We start from the raw sequence: 15,330 nt of genomic DNA, 5'->3' as shown, positions 1-15,330 counted from the left end.
ATGCCGCCCGCAATGGCCCCCTCGGGGACGATTCTTGCCTTCAAGCGCGAGGCGAGCTGCCTGGAGATCGAGGGGCTGTGCCTGGCCTACGGTGACAAGACGGCGCTGCGCGACGTGACGCTGCGGGTGCCGAGGCATCGCGTGACGGCGTTCATCGGGCCCTCCGGATGCGGCAAGTCGACGCTGCTGCGCGCGCTCAATCGCCTTCATGATCTCAACGAGGATGTCGTCCGCCAGGGCCGGATACGCCTGGAAGGCAGCGATATCCATGGTCCGGAGATGGACGTGGCACAACTGCGTCGACGCGTGGGGATGGTGTTCCAGGCGCCCAATCCCTTCCCCATGTCGATCTACGACAACGTCGCATTCGGCCTGCGCCTGCAGGGGGGGCTGCGCAAGCGCCAGCTCGATGACGCGGTGGAGGAGGCCCTGACCGCGGCGGCGCTCTGGGAGGAAGTGAAGGATCGCCTGCGCGCGTCGGCCTGGACGCTGTCCGGCGGCCAGCAGCAGCGCCTGGTGATTGCCCGGACCCTGGCGGTGGGTCCGGAGGTGCTGCTGCTCGACGAGCCCGCCTCGGCGCTCGACCCCATCTCGACCCTGAAGATCGAGGAGCTGATCCGCAACCTCAAGGCGAGCCTCACCCTGGTGCTCGTCACTCATAACATGCAGCAGGCGGCGCGAGTGTCCGATTACACCGCCTTTCTTCAGCAAGGCGAACTGGTGGAGTACGGTCCCACCGACAGCCTGTTCACCAATCCGCGCCTCGCGCGCACCGAGAATTACATCACCGGGCGCATGGCCTGATTGGCCGTCCCCCTAGGAGAGTATCCATGGATATCACCAGCGAAAGTCACAGCCAGCATATCTCCCGGCAGTTCAATCACGAGCTCGAAGAGCTCAAGACGCACCTGATGGCGATGGGCGGCCTGGTGGAAAAGCAGGTGCAGGACGCCGTGGGCGCCCTGCTCGAAAGCGACTCCCACCTGGCCGAGCGGGTGGTCGAGAACGATCGTGCCGTCAACGACATGCAGATCAAGATCGACGAGGAGTGCACCCAGGTGCTGGCGCGCCGCCAGCCTACCGCGTCGGACCTGCGCCTGGTGCTGGCGGTGATCCGCGCCGCCTCGGATCTTGAGCGCATCGGTGACGAGGCGAGCAAGATCGCCCGCAACGCCATCGAGCTGATCAGTGCCGATACCGGGCATCGCGGGTTCGTCGAGGTGCGCATGATCAGCGAGCATGTGCGGCGCATGGTGCGCGACGCGCTGACCTCGTTCGCCCGCCTGGACACCGAACTCGCGCTCAAGCTGGTGCACGAGGACGACGAGGTGGACAGCGAGTACGGCAGCGCCATGCGCTCGCTGATGACCTTCATGATGGAAGATGCCCGGTCGATCTCCTCGGTGCTCAGCGTGATGTGGATCCTGCGGGCGCTGGAGCGCATCGGCGACCATGCCAATAACCTGGCCGAGTACGTGGTCTATCTGGTCAAGGGCCTCGACATTCGTCACACCGACCCCGACGACCTCGACGAGCAATCGATCGTCACTCGAAAGCGGTAAGCGTCGACGGAGATTGAACGTCGGCCGGCATGGAACCTGGAGAAGGGTTGAACGTCGGCCCCACTTGGCCGTCAATAACGCAGGCCATCGCCCCGGGGTGATGGCCTGTGTCGTTTCTGCGAGGACTTGCCCATGCTCGATGCCTTTACGGCCCTTTCACGCGGGACCCGGCTGGTCTATACGCCCGGCCTGCGTCGCTACGTCTTCCTGCCGATCCTGGTCAACCTGGTGGTCTACGCCGCGATGCTCGGCTACGTGGTGGCCAACTTCGGTGGCTGGCTCGATGGCTGGATGGCCATGGTCCCCGGCTGGCTGGAGTGGCTTTCCTGGCTGATCTGGCCGCTGTTCGTGATCAGCCTGGTGCTGATCGTCTTCTTCACCTTCACCCTGGTCACCCATCTGATCGCGGCGCCGTTCTACGGGTTTCTGGCCGCCAGGGTCGAGGCCCAAGTGACCGGCCGCCCGCCCGCGGACGACCGCGGCCTGTTCAGGACCGGCGTCGATGCCGTGGGGCGTGAACTGGTCAAGCTGGCCTACATCCTGCCGCGCATGGCGGTGTTGTTCGTGATCAGCTGGATTCCGGTGATCAACCTGGCCGCGCCGCTGCTGTGGCTGGCCTTCTCGGCCTGGATCATGGCCATTACCTATCTCGATTACCCCATGGACAATAACCTGGTGAGCTTTCGGGACATGCGTCGCCGGCTCTCGTCGCGGCGCTGGCCGACGCTGACCTTCGGCGGCTGGGTCATGCTGATCACCTGGATTCCCCTGGCCAATCTGTTCCTGTTGCCCGGCGCGGTGGCCGGCGCCGTGCTGATGTGGGATCGCCATTACCGTCACCTGGTACCCGCCCGCGTCCCGTCCTGAGCGGGTATCAGGCCTGGCGGGCCGGACGCGCCTCGGTGGCGGAGCGGTGCAGGCGCGCCGCCGGAAACAGGCAGCGGAAGGTCGCGCCGCGGCCGGGGCGGGAGTCGATCTGCAGGCGGGCATCGTGGCGCAGCAGCACGTGCTTGACGATGGCCAGCCCCAGGCCGGTGCCGCCGGTGGCGGTGCTGCGCCCCTTGTCGACGCGGTAGAAGCGCTCGGTGAGGCGCGGCAGGTGCACCGGGTCGATGCCTTCGCCGTCGTCCGCGACCTCCAGGCAGGCGCCATGGAGGTGGGACGTCCAGCGCAGGGTGATGCAGCGCCCTTCGCCGGCGTAGCGCACGGCGTTGTAGACCAGGTTGGACACGGCGCTGCGAATCTCCTGTTCGCTTCCGATCAGATCGCCAGGCTCGTCGATCTCCACGACGATCCGCTGGCGCCCGCCGGACAGCGCCTCGGCATCGCGGCGCACGCTTTCCAGCAGGTCCGGGATGACCAGGCGCACATGATCCTCGCCACCCTGGTCGATCTCGAGGCGCGACAGCAGCAGCAGGTCATTGACCAGGTTCTGCATGCGGGTGGTCTGCTCCTGCATCAGGTCGACGCCCCGGGCCATGCGCGGCGGCAGGCTGGCGGCATTGTCATGGGCGAGATAGCTGCCGAAGGTTTCCAGATAGCCGGTGAGCACGGTCAGCGGGGTACGCAGCTCGTGCGAGACGTTGGCCACGAAGTCGCGGCGCATCTGCTCCAGGCGATGCAGGCGGGTGATGTCGCGGGCCATGACCAGCCGCTCGTCGTCGCCGTAGAGGGTGATCTGGAACTGCAGGATCAGGCGTTCGTCGATCGGCGAGGAGAGCGTCAGCGGCTCGCGATAGTCGCGGGCATGGAAGTAGCCGACGAAGCGCGGGTCGCGCAGCAGGTTGGTGATGTGCTGGCCACGATCATGGGCGGCCTTGAGGCCGAGCATGCGCTCCGCCGCGTTGTTCCACCATTCCAGATCGCCGTGGCGGTCGAGCATCACCACGCTGTCGCGCATCGCCTCGGAGGATTCCTGGATGCGCTGCAGGATATTGCGCAGCCGTTGCTGGGTAAGGCGCTGGCCTTTCTGGTAGCGGTAGAGGCGGTCGAACAGCTCGCCCCACAGGCCACTGGCGGCAGGGGGCTCAGATTGCGGATGGCGGGTCAGCCAGCGGTACAGGGCGTGCAGCTGGCGAAGATGATGGAGCAGACACAGGCCGATACCGGCTGCCAGGCCAAGGCCCGGGGCCGACAGTGGCCAGCCGACCAGCGTACCGAGCGCGGCGAGCAGCGCGAGGCGCCAGAGTTCGCGTCTCCAGAGGCGCACATCAGCCCTTGGCGGAGAACCGGTAGCCGGTGCCACGCACGGTCTGGATCAGGTGGTGGTGGGCATCGCCCAGCGCCTTGCGCAGGCGACGAATGTGCACATCCACGGTACGCTCCTCGACATAGACATTGCCCCCCCACACCTGGTCGAGCAGCTGGCCGCGGGTATAGGCGCGCTCCTGGTGGGTCATGAAGAACTGCAGCAGGCGATACTCGGTGGGACCCATTTCCAGCGACTTGCCCTCGACGCTGACGCGATGGCTGACGGGGTCGAGCATCAGGCCCTCGATTTCCACCGGATCTTCCATGCCTCGCGGCGTGGTGCGCCGCAGCACGGCCTTCAGGCGTGCCACCAGCTCCCGTGGCGAGAAGGGCTTGGTGATGTAATCATCCGCGCCGGCGTCGAGTCCCTGGATCTTGTTGTCCTCTTCACCCTTGGCGGTGAGCATGATGATCGGAATCTCGGCGGTGGTTTCCTCACGCTTGAGGCGTCGAGCCAGCTCGATGCCGCTGGTGCCGGGCATCATCCAGTCGAGCAGTACCAGGTCGGGCTGATGGTCGACGACCATGGCGTGGGCGGTCTGGGCATCGCCGGCCTCCAGCACATGATAGTCGGCCATCTCCAGCGCCACGGCGATCATCTCACGGATCGACGCTTCATCATCGACGATCAGAACGGTCTTGGCGGTCATCCGGTAGCCTCGCGATCAATGACGGGACGATGACAACACGCTGTCATGACAATACCGTGACAGGAGGCGCCTGTCTTGCGCGGCCTTGCAGCCCTTTACCCGCCGCTGGCGCCGGGCCAGAGGCTCAGCGCAATGCCGGCGAACACCAGCAGACCCGACCAGTAGTTGTTGAGGAAGGCCTGGAAGCAGCGATCGCGATCCCGCTCGCGGATCAATACCTGCTGGTGCACGAAAGTCGCTGCCATGGCCGCCAGGCCCAGCCAGAAGAAGCCCCCCAGGCCCAGACGCAGTCCGACCCAGGCGAGCACCGCCAGGGTGAGGCCCTGCAGCAGGGCGATCATCAGCCGGTCGGCCTGGCCGAACAGCACCGCGGTGGACTTGATGCCGATCTTCAGGTCGTCCTCACGGTCGACCATGGCATATTCGGTGTCATAGGCCACCGTCCAGGCGACATTGGCGACAAACAGCAGCCAGGCTTCGACGGGCACATGGCCCAGCACGGCGCCGAAGGCCATGGGAATCGCCCAGGAGAATGCCGCACCCAGAAATAGCTGTGGCAGGTGGGTATAGCGCTTCATGAAGGGATAGATGAAGGCCAGGATGACCCCGCCCACCGACAGCATGACCGTAAACAGGTTGGTGAAGCACACCAAGACGAAGGCCGCCATCACCAGAATCAGGAACAACGCCTGGGCCTCGCCCTCACTGATGCGGCCGGTGGCCAGGGGGCGATTCTTGGTGCGCCTGACATGGCCGTCGAAGTGACGATCGGCGTAATCGTTGACCACGCAGCCCGCGGCGCGCATCAGATAGACCCCGGCGATGAAGATCAGCAGCAGCCGGCGTTCGGGAATGCCTTGGGCGGCAACCCACAGCGCCCAGAGGGTCGGCCACATCAGCAGCCAGGTGCCGATGGGGCGGTCGAGTCGGGTCAGGTGCAGGAAGTCCGGCACCCGGGCCAGGCCCGTGGGGCGCATCACGGTTGGGTCCATCTCATCCTCACGGAAGCGGTTTGAGAGCAAAAGCATTCAGAGCCTAGCGCGAAGGCAGGCCCAGGTCATCCCTCATGGTGTCCAGAAAATATTCCTGCACCAGCACCGCAAAGCGGCCATGGCGACGCCCGTGGCTATCTTCACGACCCGCGCCGAGACGAAAGACCGAGCGACGCCCCCAAGGGCCGTTGCCCGCCTGGAACGGCGGTGACGAGGCAGTGACCTCGATGGGGCTGCGCTCGAGCCCCGGCTGGCGGAACAGCCAGCTACCCAGCGAGCGCTCTCCCAGGCGGTCGAGGCGCTGGCCACGCAGCTGCTCGAGCGGCGCGACCGAGCGCGCTACCACCCAGGGGCGGTCGTCGAGGCACAGGACGACCTCGCGACACCAGGCATAGCGCTTGGGTGGGAGCCCCAGCACCAGCGCCTCGTCGAGGGCCGGGCGGGCCAACTGCTGACCGAGCAGCCGCACCCGGAAGCGCCGCTCGCCGCCGGCGACGACCAGTCGGGCGGTGAGCGAGTCGCGCGAGGCGATCCACTGCCACCAGGCGGCGCTTATGGCCGGTCGCGCGGCCGCCAGGGGGCGCCAGCGCGGGGGCAGGCGCCACCGGCGCTCAGGGCGGGAATCGGTGGGTTGGCCATCATGCACCGGCAGGCTCCGCATCGAATCAAGGGACGGATAGTGTAACATGTTGTCCCAAAACGCTTCCCCGTCTCACCACAGGTTCGCTCGGCCACTGCACGAAGACGGTGTGCGGAGAAAATGCACGAAGGCATTGCGTGATGCAATTGTGAGACGCACTAGTACGAAGGAAGGATTGTCATGAGCGCCCCCTTGACCATCATCGGCTCCGGCATGGCCGGCATCGGCCTGCTCCGCCAATGGCGGGCGCTGGAAGCCGAGCGACCAGTGACCCTGATCAGCGCCGACAGCGGTGATGATTACGCCAAGCCGCTGCTCTCGACCGGCGTTGCCAAGGGCCTCTCGCCCGAGCGGCTGGCGGCGGGTTCGGCACTCGACGTTGCCGACCGCCTCGGCGCCGTGGTGCGCACCCACACCCGGGTCGATGCCATCGATCTTGACACCCGCACGCTCAGACTCGGCGAGGAGCGCTTGCCCTTCGGCGACCTGGTGCTGGCCACCGGCGCCGCACCGATGTTGCCGTTCGACATTCCCTCGCGGGTGGCGAGCCGGGTCTTCACGATCAATGATCTCGACGACTATCGCCGCTTCCACGCCGCTCTTGCGGCGCTCGGTCGGCCCGCGCGAGTGGCGATCATCGGCGCGGGCCTGGTGGGGTGCGAGTTCGCCAACGACCTGACGGCCGGGGGGCATGCGGTGAGCCTGGTCGCGCCGGAAAGTGCGCCGCTGCCGCGCCTGCTGCCCGAACGGCTCGGTCGCGCGCTGGGTGAGGCCTTTCAGGCGGCGGGCATGCAGCTGTATTTCGGGCGTGGCCTGGCAGCGCTCGAGGAGGTCGACGGGCATGTCGGCGTGGCGTTGAGCGACGTCAGTCGGCTCGAGGTCGACCTGGTGCTGGCCGCCACGGGGCTCGCACCGCGCTCGGCGTTGGCCGAGGCCGCGGGACTTGCGGTCAGCGAGGCCGGCATCCACACCGACCGCTCGCTTGCGACCTCGGTCGCGGGTATCTATGCGCTGGGTGACGTGGCCTGCGTGGCGGGCGTAAACGCCATGTATGTCCAGCCGTTGCAGGCCAGTGCCAAGGCCTTGGCGAAGACACTCTCGGGAATGCCGACGACGGTGGCGTTCGGCGCCTGGCCGGTGGTGGTGAAGACGCCGTTGTTGCCGGTGGTGGCCTATGCCCCCACGACGCCCCCCGCCCGCTGGCGGGTCGAGGGCGAGGGCTCGGATATGACGGCGCTTGCCGAAGATGAGAACGGTCGTTTGATTGGTTTCGCCTTGACAGGACGCTGCGTGCGTCGGAAAGTCGAACTGGCGCGGCTCGCACCGCCGTTGCTAGGCTAGTGACGTTGCGCTGAGTATCAAGTGTGCGAAGATGCTGCCGATACCTCCCATGTCGAAGAGGCGCCTTGTTGCAAAGGCGTCTCTCGTTTCGTCAACAACAGTGTTATCAACAGCAGTGTTATCAACAACAACAGGGGGCGGTGATGTCCGCCTTGCCATGCCAAATCAGGAGGGCTTATGCGTAAACCAGAACTCGCGGCGGCGATTGCCGAGCGTGCCGATCTTTCCAAGGACAAGGCGAGCCAGGTGCTCAACGTGATTCTCGACGAAATCACCGGCAGCGTCTCCCAGGGACAGGACGTATCGCTGATCGGCTTCGGCACCTTCACCGTACGCGAGCGAGCCGCACGCACCGGCAAGAATCCCCAGACGGGAGCGCCGTTGAACATTGCGGCCAGCAAGACCGTGGCCTTCAAGCCGGGCAAGGGCCTCAAGGACGCCGTCACCAAGTAAGCGATTGACCGGCGCGACCCGCCGAGTGGCGGGTCGCGAGATGATGCCTCGTTCCCTTTCCCTGCGCTGGTGGAACCGACATGAAGCTGCGACTGATGCTCTGGCTACTGGGTCTGCTTCTCAAGCGAGCGCTGCGTCGCAAGCCACGCTTTCGTGAGATGCTTACCGAGATGCGCGGCCTGGACTGGGGGATCGCTACCGAAGATCTCGCCGTCGCGCGCCACTATCGCATGTCGCCCCGCGAGATCCAGACCGGGCGTGGCCTGCCGGTCGATCTCGATCTGGAGCTACGCTTCGAGGATGCCGATACTGCCGTCAGGGTGCTGAAGAAACCCACTCAACAAGCCTTTCTCGACGGCATGATGGCCGGCACCGTGCGCCTGGTCGGCGATTCTGGCGATCTGCAAAAGCTCCAGAAGCTGTTGAAGCAGCTCTGAGACCGCATCTGAAACCGTAGCGATGCCGCCTTGGCCTGCGCGGATTTTAATGTCCTTATTCTTTTTTCTCCCCTTTCCCTACATGCTTTTGCCCATCCATGCGGCGTCATGGTGTGCCGATGCGCGTGTTGGCAGGCGCGGCCGGCGGTCATTTGCGTTATACTAAAGTCTAATTTTTAGGGGTTCATCACCTCAGGGATGTACATGCGTCTTCCGTTGCTCTCCGCTCCGCTGTCGTTGACGTTGCGGCGTCTCTGGACGCTGGACACCTTCGCGTATGCGCTGCGAGTCTTCGTGGCCTTCAGCGGTGCCCTGGCGGTAAGCAGCTGGCAGGCCGACGTGACGCTGATGATGCCCTTGTTTCTGGGCATTATCGCCAGCGCCCTGGCAGAAACCGATGACAGCTGGCAGGGGCGGCTGCAGGCGGTTGGCGTCACCCTGGCGTGCTTCGCCATGGCCTCGCTGAGCGTGCAATGGCTGTTTCCCCATCCCTGGCTGTTCGCGCCGGCACTGATGCTGTCGACCTTCGTGTTGATCATGCTCGGTGCGCTGGGTCCACGCTACGCGACCATCAGTTTCGCTACCCTGATTCTCGCCATCTACTCGATGATTGCCCTCGACCACCACGGGGGTGTTCCAGAAGAGGGCGCCTGGCGACAGCCGCTGCTGTTGCTTTCCGGTGCGGCCTGGTATGGGCTGATCTCGGTAGTCTGGTGCGCGCTGTTCTCGCGCCAGCCGGTCAAGCAGAGTCTGGCGCGGGTCTATCGTCGGTTGGGGCGCTACCTGAGCCTCAAGGCGACGCTGTTCGAGCCGTTGCGCGGGCGCGATCTCGAAGCCACCCGCCTGGCCCTGGCCCATCAGAACGGCGAAGTGGTCGCCGCCCTCAACCAGGCCAAGGAAGTGCTGTTTCAACGCCTCGGCAGCCCTCGCGGCGACCGCCGGCTCGACCGTTATCTGCAGCTCTATTTCATCGCCCAGGATATTCACGAGCGGGCCAGTTCATCGCATTCGCCCTACTCGTCGTTGATCGAGGCCTTCTTTCATCACGATGTGCTTTTCCGTTGCCAGCGATTACTCGATCAGCAGGGCCATGCCTGCCGGCGGCTGGGCCGGGCGTTACTGCTCAACCGCCCCTTTGAGCATGACCAGAGCGAGCAGGCGCTGGAGGACCTGCGAGCCTCCATCGATCACTTGCAAGCCCACCAGCAGCCCGAGTGGCAGGCACTGATGCCACCGTTAACGGCGCTTGCCGACAACCTCGCTACCTTGGAGGCACAGCTGGCCAGCGCCGAGCATCCTGAGGTGGCCGCGCCTCACGCCGATGCCAGCCTGCACGACCGCTCCCTGCATGGCCCACGGGATGCCTGGACGCGCATCCGCGCCACCCTGACCCTGAGTTCGCCGACGCTGCGTCATGCGCTGCGGCTACCGATCGCGTTGCTGGTGGGTTATATTCTGATGCAGGTGTTTCATCCCACCCAGGGGTTCTGGATCCTGCTGACCACGCTGTTCGTCTGCCGGCCCAACTTCGCGGCGACCCAGCGTTATCTCGTCGAACGTATTGCCGGGACGGTGCTGGGGCTGGTCGTAGGCTGGGCCACCATCACGCTGTTTCCTCAGCCAATGGCCCAGTCGTTGATTGCCGTGGTCGCCGGCGTGGTGTTCTTCGCCAGCCGCCAGACCCATTATGTCATCGCCACGGCGGCGATTACCCTGCTGGTATTGTGCAGCTTCAACCAGGTGGGCGACGGCTTCGACCTGATCTGGCCGCGGCTGTTCGACACCCTGGTCGGGGTGTTGATCGCCGCCCTGGCGGTGCTGTGGATTCTGCCCGACTGGCAGGGGCGGCGCCTGTATCGCCAGGTCGCGGCCTCGCTGGTCAGCCAGCGTCGCTACCTGGAGGAGATTATCCAGCAGTATGCGACCGGCAAGCAGGACGATCTTGCCTATCGACTGGCGCGTCGTAATGCCCACAACGCCGATGCCGCGCTGTCGACCCTGCTGAGTAACATGCTTCGTGAGCCACGCCGCTATCAGGGACACGACGTCGATAACGCCATGCGCTTCCTGGCGTTATCCCACACGCTGCTGGGGTATCTCTCGGCGCTGGGGGCCCACCGCCATGCACATACCGACGACACGGCCATTGATCCGAGCGACGATGAGAGCGACGCCGACGTGACCGCACTCGCCGAACGCGTGGCTGTGCTGTTGGGCCGACTTGCCGAGCATCTCGAGGCGCGCCGGCCGCTCAGTGGGTTTGAGGCTGAGGTGGCTCGGCTACGCGAAGCGCTCGATGCCCCCGAGACCAGCAAGACGGACGACGGCGAGACCTACTGGCCGATGCGTCATCAACTGCGCCTGATGTGTCGCCAGCTGGAGTTTCTCGGCGAGGCGGCCAATCGCCTGATCGCATCTGCCCAGCGCGACCGCCCGGAACAGGCCGCCAAGGCCTATACCTGACCGTAGCGGCCCGCCTGTTCGCCGAGCCAGCGACGGATCAGCGGGCGGCTGGCCTCGGGATGCTGGGCGAGCAGCGCCTCGGCGAGCGGCGAGACCCGTGGCAGCAGGTCGGCGTCGCGCTCCAGGTCGGCGATCTTCATCTGCGCCAGGCCGGTCTGTCGAGTGCCCAGTACCTCGCCCGGCCCCCGCAGCTCGAGGTCTTTCTCGGCGATGCGAAAGCCATCGGTGGTGTCGCGCATCACCGCCAGGCGCTGGCGCGAATGGGCCGAAAGCGGACCCCGATAGAGCAGCACGCAGAAGCTCTCGGCGGAGCCGCGCCCGACCCGCCCGCGCAGCTGATGCAGCTGGGAAAGCCCCAGGCGTTCGGGGTTCTCGATGATCATCAGGCTGGCGTTGGGGACGTCCACGCCGACCTCGATCACCGTGGTGGCTACCAGCAGGTCCAGCTCGCCGGCGTGAAACTCGGCCATGACCGCGGCCTTCTCGGCGGCTTTCATGCGCCCGTGGACCAGGCCGACCGCCAGTTCCGGCAGCGCCTCGACGAGCTCGTCGCGGGTCGCCTCGGCGGCCTGGCACTGCAGGGCCTCGGATTCCTCGATCAGCGTGCAGACCCAGTAGGCCTGGCGGCCCTCGACGCAGGCATGGCGGATACGCGCCACCACGTCCGGGCGGCGCTCGTCGGGCATCGCCACCGTCTTGACCGGGGTGCGCCCCGGCGGCAACTCGTCGATCACCGAGACATCCAGATCGGCGTAGACGCTCATGGCCAGGGTGCGGGGGATCGGCGTGGCGGTCATTACCAGCTGGTGGGGGGTGAGGCCGCCGGCTTCGCCCTTCTCGCGCAGCGCCAGGCGCTGATGGACGCCGAAGCGGTGCTGCTCGTCGATAATCGCCAGGCCCAGACGCTGAAAGTGCACGTCGCCCTGGAAGAGCGCATGGGTGCCCACAACCATGCGCACCCGGCCATCCTGGATCGCCGCCTTGGTGTCCAGGCGCGCCTTGCCCTTGAGCTTGCCGGCGAGCCACGCCACCTCGATGCCCAGCGGCGCGAACCAGTCGCGGAAGGTGCGGTAGTGCTGTTCGGCGAGCAGCTCGGTCGGCGCCATCATCGCCGCCTGGCAATTGCCGGCCAGCGCCGACAGCGCCGCCATGGCCGCGACCACCGTCTTGCCCGAGCCGACATCGCCCTGTACCAGCCGCAGCATGGGAATCTCGCGCGCCAGGTCGACCCCGATCTCGTCGAGCACCCGGCGCTGGGCGCCCGTCAGGGCAAAGGGCAGCTGGGTCAGGAAGCGGGCCTGGAGGTTGCGTCCGCTGGGCAGCGGTGGTGCGCCGTCCTGCTGGATGTGGCGGCGCACTTCACGCAGGCTCAGCCGGTGGGCGAGCAGCTCTTCCAGCGCCAGGCGACGGCTGGCGGGATGGCGACCATCGGCGAGCCCGTCGGGGTCGGCATCCGGCGGCGGGCGATGCAGGGTGATCAGGCAGGCATGGAGCTCGGGCAGGCCGAAACGCTCACGCAGCGAGGCGGGAATCCAGTCCGGCAACGCCTCCGGGGCGCTCTCCAGGCACGTCAGCGCCTGGTCGATCAGTGCCCTCAGGCGCGATTGATGCAGCCCCTCGGTGGTGGGGTAGATCGGCGTAAGATGATCTTCCACCGGCGGGGCATCGCTGCTCAGCAGGCGGTATTCGGGGTGATAGAGCTCGAGCCCCGTGGCCCCGGCACGCGCCTCGCCGAAGGCCCGCACGCGCGCTCCGGGATGAAACTGCTGCTGCTGGGCCGGCGAAAAATGGAAGAAGCGCAGGCTGAGGATGCCGCTTTCGTCGCGCATCCGCACCAGCAGGCTGCGGCGCCGGCCGCGTACTACCTCACCGGCCACTACTTCGCCCTCGATCACGGCTTCATGCCCGGCACGCAGGGTACCGATGGGCGTAATCCGGGTGCGGTCCTGATAGCGCAGCGGCAGATGGAACAGCAGATCGGCGACGGTTTCCAGACGCAGCCGCGCCAACTTCAGGGCGAGTGCCTCGCCAACGCCCTTGAGGTCAGTGACGGGTGCGTCAAGCGCCTTTATATCAGCGCTCATGCGGTTCCGGTATCGGCCTTGCGGCAGGCGTCGATCGCGTCGGTGACGGCATCGATCGCCTTGGGCCGCGGGAAGCTGGCGCGCCAGGCGATGGCCACGGTGCGTGAAGGCGCCGGTGAGGTGAAGGGGCGGCTGATGAGCAGACCGCTCTCGTAATGGCCGGTGCCGATCGCCGAGCGCGGCAGCACCGTGATGCCGAGCTTGGAGGCGACCATGTGGCGAATGGTCTCCAACGAGCCCCCCTCGGCGGTGAGCGTGTTGGAGGGGCTCGCGAGCTTGCGGCTGATGGCCGGGCAAGCCTCGAGAATCTGGTCGCGAAAACAGTGACCCTCGCCCAGCAGCAACAGGCGCTCGTCGAGCAGGTCTTCCTTGTCGACGCTTTCCCGCTCGGCCCAGCGATGATCGGCCGGCAGCAGCACGTCGAATGCTTCCTCGTAGAGCGGCTTGGTGACCACGTCGGTCTCGTTGAAGGGCAGGGCGACGATGATGGCGTCGAGTTCGCCGCTCCTGAGCTTGCGACGCAGGTTGCCGGTGAAGCCTTCCTCGATGTAGAGCGGCATCTGCGGAGCACTGCGCGTCAGTGCCGGCACCATGTAGGGAAACAGATAGGGCCCGATGGTATAGATGGCTCCCAGGCGCAGCGGGCTTGCCAACTGGTCGCGGCCGGCGCTGGCCAGCTCCCTGATGACGCTGCTCTGCTCCAGGACCCGCTGGGCCTGTTCAACGATCTTCTCGCCGAGCGGGGTGACCTGGACGGTCGATTTCGAACGCTCGAACAGCGCCACGCCCAGCTCCTCCTCGAGCTTCTTGACCGCTACCGACAGGGTCGGCTGGGACACGAAGCAGCGCTCCGCGGCACGTCCGAAGTGGTGTTCCTGGGCCAGTGTCACGATGTAGCGAAGTTCTGTTAGAGTCATCTTGGTGCCGGTGGGCATCCTCTCGATCTGGGTTTTGCCCCGAGGGGCAGAGCCGGTGCTAAGGAACAGGATAATGCCAATAGGGACTTTTTATCAGGGGGCAAGTGAAAGGTGAAGACGACAACTCTGATTCTGGGCTGTGGCGACATCGGCACAGTGCTGGGACGGCGCCTGCGGGAAGCAGGACAGCGGGTCATCGGCGTTAGGCGCAATGCGGCCGCGCTCAAGGGCAGCGGCATCGAGGCGGTTGCCGCGAACCTCAGTGAGGCGGCCGATGTAGCGAGCCTGCCCGATGCCGATGTACTGGTCTATGTGATCAGCGCCGACCGCTTCGATGAAGACGCCTATCGCGCCGCGTATCCGGAGGGCCTCAAGACGGTTCTTGCCGAGTATGCCGGTCGCAAGAAGCGCCCCAAACGGGTGCTGTTCGTCTCCTCCACCAGTGTCTATGCCCAGCAGGAGGGCGAGACGGTCGACGAAACCAGTGCCATCGTGCCCTCGGGGTTCTCCGGTGCGCTGATGCGCGAGGCCGAAAAGGCACTGGAAGAACACGAACTGCCGGGCACGGTGGTGCGGTTTTCGGGAATCTACGGCCCGGGGCGCGACCGCTTGATTCGCCAGGTCAGCGAGGGGCGTATCGCAGCTGGCAGCCCGGTCATGTATTCCAACCGCATTCACCGCGACGACTGCGCCGGCGTGCTGGCCCACTTGATCGACCTGACGCTGGCCAAGCGTCCCGTCGAGCCGCTCTACCTGGCGAGCGACTGCGAACCGGCGCCCCTGCATGAGGTGATGACCTGGCTTGCCAAGCAACTCAAGGTCGAGTCCACGGCGACCATTCAATCGCCGCTGCGTCGCCGCGCCAGCAAGCGCTGCGACAATACCCGTCTGCTGGAGAGCGGTTACGTGTTCCGCTACCCCAGCTATCGCGAGGGCTACGCCCACGTATTGCACGAAGGCGGGTTCCTGCCTGCGCAGGCCTGAGGCTTAAGGTCTGATGTTTAAGGTTTAAGCTACCCGTGAGCGGGCCAGCGTCGTATAGCGGCTGCCGCCGGGGCCGGTGAGCGAGTGGATCAGTTCGACCTGTCGATACGGCCAGTCGATGCGAAAGGCCGGCAGCTCGCGAGTCTCCAGACGCTCGGCACGCCGCAGCAAGGTGATATGAGGCACATAGCGTGACGGCTCGCCCTCGAACCCGAGGGCGGCCAACGCTTGCCATAGCCTGTCGTGGAGGCGCTGCAGGGTGGGCTCGGGCTTGCCCCCGCCGATCCAGACGATGCGCGGCGCGCGAAAGCACCCCCAGCGATCCAATGTCCAGCACCCAGGCGGCAACGTCTGCTGTTCCACCCAATGCACCAGCGCCTCGAGGCGCGCGGGGCCCACTTCGCCGAGAAAAGCCAGCGTCAGGTGCAGGTTGGCGTCGGGCATGCGTCGACCGCCGCAGCGCGCCTGGGCCAGGTCCGACAGTTCGCCGAATCGCGAGCGCAGCTCGGGTGGCGGCGTCAGGGCTATAAAAAGTCGCATCGTAAGTGCCAGAATCA

Annotated in this window: 15 protein-coding genes; 8 read left to right on the top strand and 7 right to left on the bottom strand. The window is 66.0% G+C overall.

The annotated features are described in order from the left end of the window. From pstB to cysZ, 3 genes are all read left to right on the top strand, one after another. The gene (gene pstB / locus BM341_RS05280) at nt 1-804 is read left to right on the top strand and encodes a phosphate ABC transporter ATP-binding protein PstB (RefSeq protein WP_175507812.1); all 804 of its coding nucleotides are present in this window, start codon (nt 1-3) and stop codon (nt 802-804) included. A gap of 26 nt (nt 805-830) precedes the next feature. After that, complete coding sequence (gene phoU / locus BM341_RS05275; RefSeq protein ID WP_089793665.1) at nt 831-1,562, top strand: phosphate signaling complex protein PhoU; 732 nt, start codon at nt 831-833, stop codon at nt 1,560-1,562. Nucleotides 1,563-1,694: 132 nt separating this feature from the next. Then, nucleotides 1,695-2,429, top strand: a complete 735-nt coding sequence (gene cysZ / locus BM341_RS05270) for a sulfate transporter CysZ (protein WP_089793663.1) — start codon at nt 1,695-1,697, stop codon at nt 2,427-2,429. A gap of 7 nt (nt 2,430-2,436) precedes the next feature. Here the strand turns inward: cysZ and phoR are convergent, their stop codons facing one another. The 4 genes from phoR to BM341_RS05250 all read right to left on the bottom strand — a co-directional run bounded on the left by phoR (nt 2,437) and on the right by BM341_RS05250 (nt 6,100). Continuing rightward, nucleotides 2,437-3,771: a phosphate regulon sensor histidine kinase PhoR gene (phoR, locus tag BM341_RS05265; protein WP_089793661.1), complete on the bottom strand. Its 1,335-nt coding sequence runs from the start codon at nt 3,769-3,771 to the stop codon at nt 2,437-2,439. A gap of 1 nt (nt 3,772) precedes the next feature. After that, a complete protein-coding gene (phoB, locus tag BM341_RS05260; RefSeq protein ID WP_089793659.1) occupies nt 3,773-4,462 on the bottom strand; it encodes a phosphate regulon transcriptional regulator PhoB in 690 nt (229 codons plus the stop codon). Nucleotides 4,463-4,557: 95 nt separating this feature from the next. Beyond that, the gene (ubiA, locus tag BM341_RS05255; protein WP_089793658.1) at nt 4,558-5,454 is read right to left on the bottom strand and encodes a 4-hydroxybenzoate octaprenyltransferase; all 897 of its coding nucleotides are present in this window, start codon (nt 5,452-5,454) and stop codon (nt 4,558-4,560) included. Nucleotides 5,455-5,497: 43 nt separating this feature from the next. Next, the gene (locus tag BM341_RS05250; protein WP_245784175.1) at nt 5,498-6,100 is read right to left on the bottom strand and encodes a chorismate--pyruvate lyase family protein; all 603 of its coding nucleotides are present in this window, start codon (nt 6,098-6,100) and stop codon (nt 5,498-5,500) included. 174 nt (nt 6,101-6,274) lie between these two features. On the opposite strand from BM341_RS05250, the gene BM341_RS05245 reads away from it, so the two are divergent. From BM341_RS05245 to yccS, 4 genes are all read left to right on the top strand, one after another. Further along, a complete protein-coding gene (locus BM341_RS05245) occupies nt 6,275-7,435 on the top strand; it encodes an FAD-dependent oxidoreductase (RefSeq protein WP_089793654.1) in 1,161 nt (386 codons plus the stop codon). 177 nt (nt 7,436-7,612) lie between these two features. Beyond that, nucleotides 7,613-7,888 carry an HU family DNA-binding protein gene (locus BM341_RS05240; RefSeq protein ID WP_089793651.1) on the top strand — a complete coding sequence of 92 codons (276 nt, stop codon included), beginning with the start codon at nt 7,613-7,615 and terminating at the stop codon, nt 7,886-7,888. Between the two features lie 80 nt (nt 7,889-7,968). Beyond that, nucleotides 7,969-8,325, top strand: a complete 357-nt coding sequence (locus BM341_RS05235) for a hypothetical protein (RefSeq protein WP_089793649.1) — start codon at nt 7,969-7,971, stop codon at nt 8,323-8,325. Between the two features lie 204 nt (nt 8,326-8,529). After that, the gene (gene yccS, locus BM341_RS05230) at nt 8,530-10,788 is read left to right on the top strand and encodes a YccS family putative transporter (RefSeq protein ID WP_089793646.1); all 2,259 of its coding nucleotides are present in this window, start codon (nt 8,530-8,532) and stop codon (nt 10,786-10,788) included. Here yccS and recG read toward each other — a convergent pair. Together recG and BM341_RS05220 are read right to left on the bottom strand one after the other, a co-directional pair. Next, nucleotides 10,779-12,872, bottom strand: a complete 2,094-nt coding sequence (gene recG / locus BM341_RS05225; RefSeq protein WP_089793644.1) for an ATP-dependent DNA helicase RecG — start codon at nt 12,870-12,872, stop codon at nt 10,779-10,781. The two genes, yccS and recG, sit on opposite strands and share 10 nt — an antisense overlap. Next, nucleotides 12,869-13,789, bottom strand: a complete 921-nt coding sequence (locus BM341_RS05220; RefSeq protein WP_089794180.1) for a hydrogen peroxide-inducible genes activator — start codon at nt 13,787-13,789, stop codon at nt 12,869-12,871. The genes recG and BM341_RS05220 overlap by 4 nt, the downstream gene beginning before the upstream one ends. Nucleotides 13,790-13,900: 111 nt before the next feature. On the opposite strand from BM341_RS05220, the gene BM341_RS05215 reads away from it, so the two are divergent. After that, entirely contained in the window at nt 13,901-14,773 is an 873-nt protein-coding gene (locus tag BM341_RS05215; protein ID WP_089793642.1) for an SDR family oxidoreductase, read from the top strand. A gap of 24 nt (nt 14,774-14,797) precedes the next feature. On the opposite strand, the gene thpR is transcribed toward BM341_RS05215, so the two are convergent. Then, nucleotides 14,798-15,313, bottom strand: coding sequence for an RNA 2',3'-cyclic phosphodiesterase (gene thpR, locus BM341_RS05210; protein WP_089793640.1), 516 nt, complete (start codon nt 15,311-15,313; stop codon nt 14,798-14,800). Between the last annotated feature and the right edge of the window lie 17 nt (nt 15,314-15,330).

It is taken from the genome of Halomonas korlensis, assembly GCF_900116705.1.
Classification (GTDB): Bacteria; Pseudomonadota; Gammaproteobacteria; order Pseudomonadales; family Halomonadaceae; genus Halomonas; species Halomonas korlensis.
The sequence above is the reverse complement of the archived record's forward strand: the minus strand, read 5'-3'. Positions and strand labels throughout refer to the sequence as shown.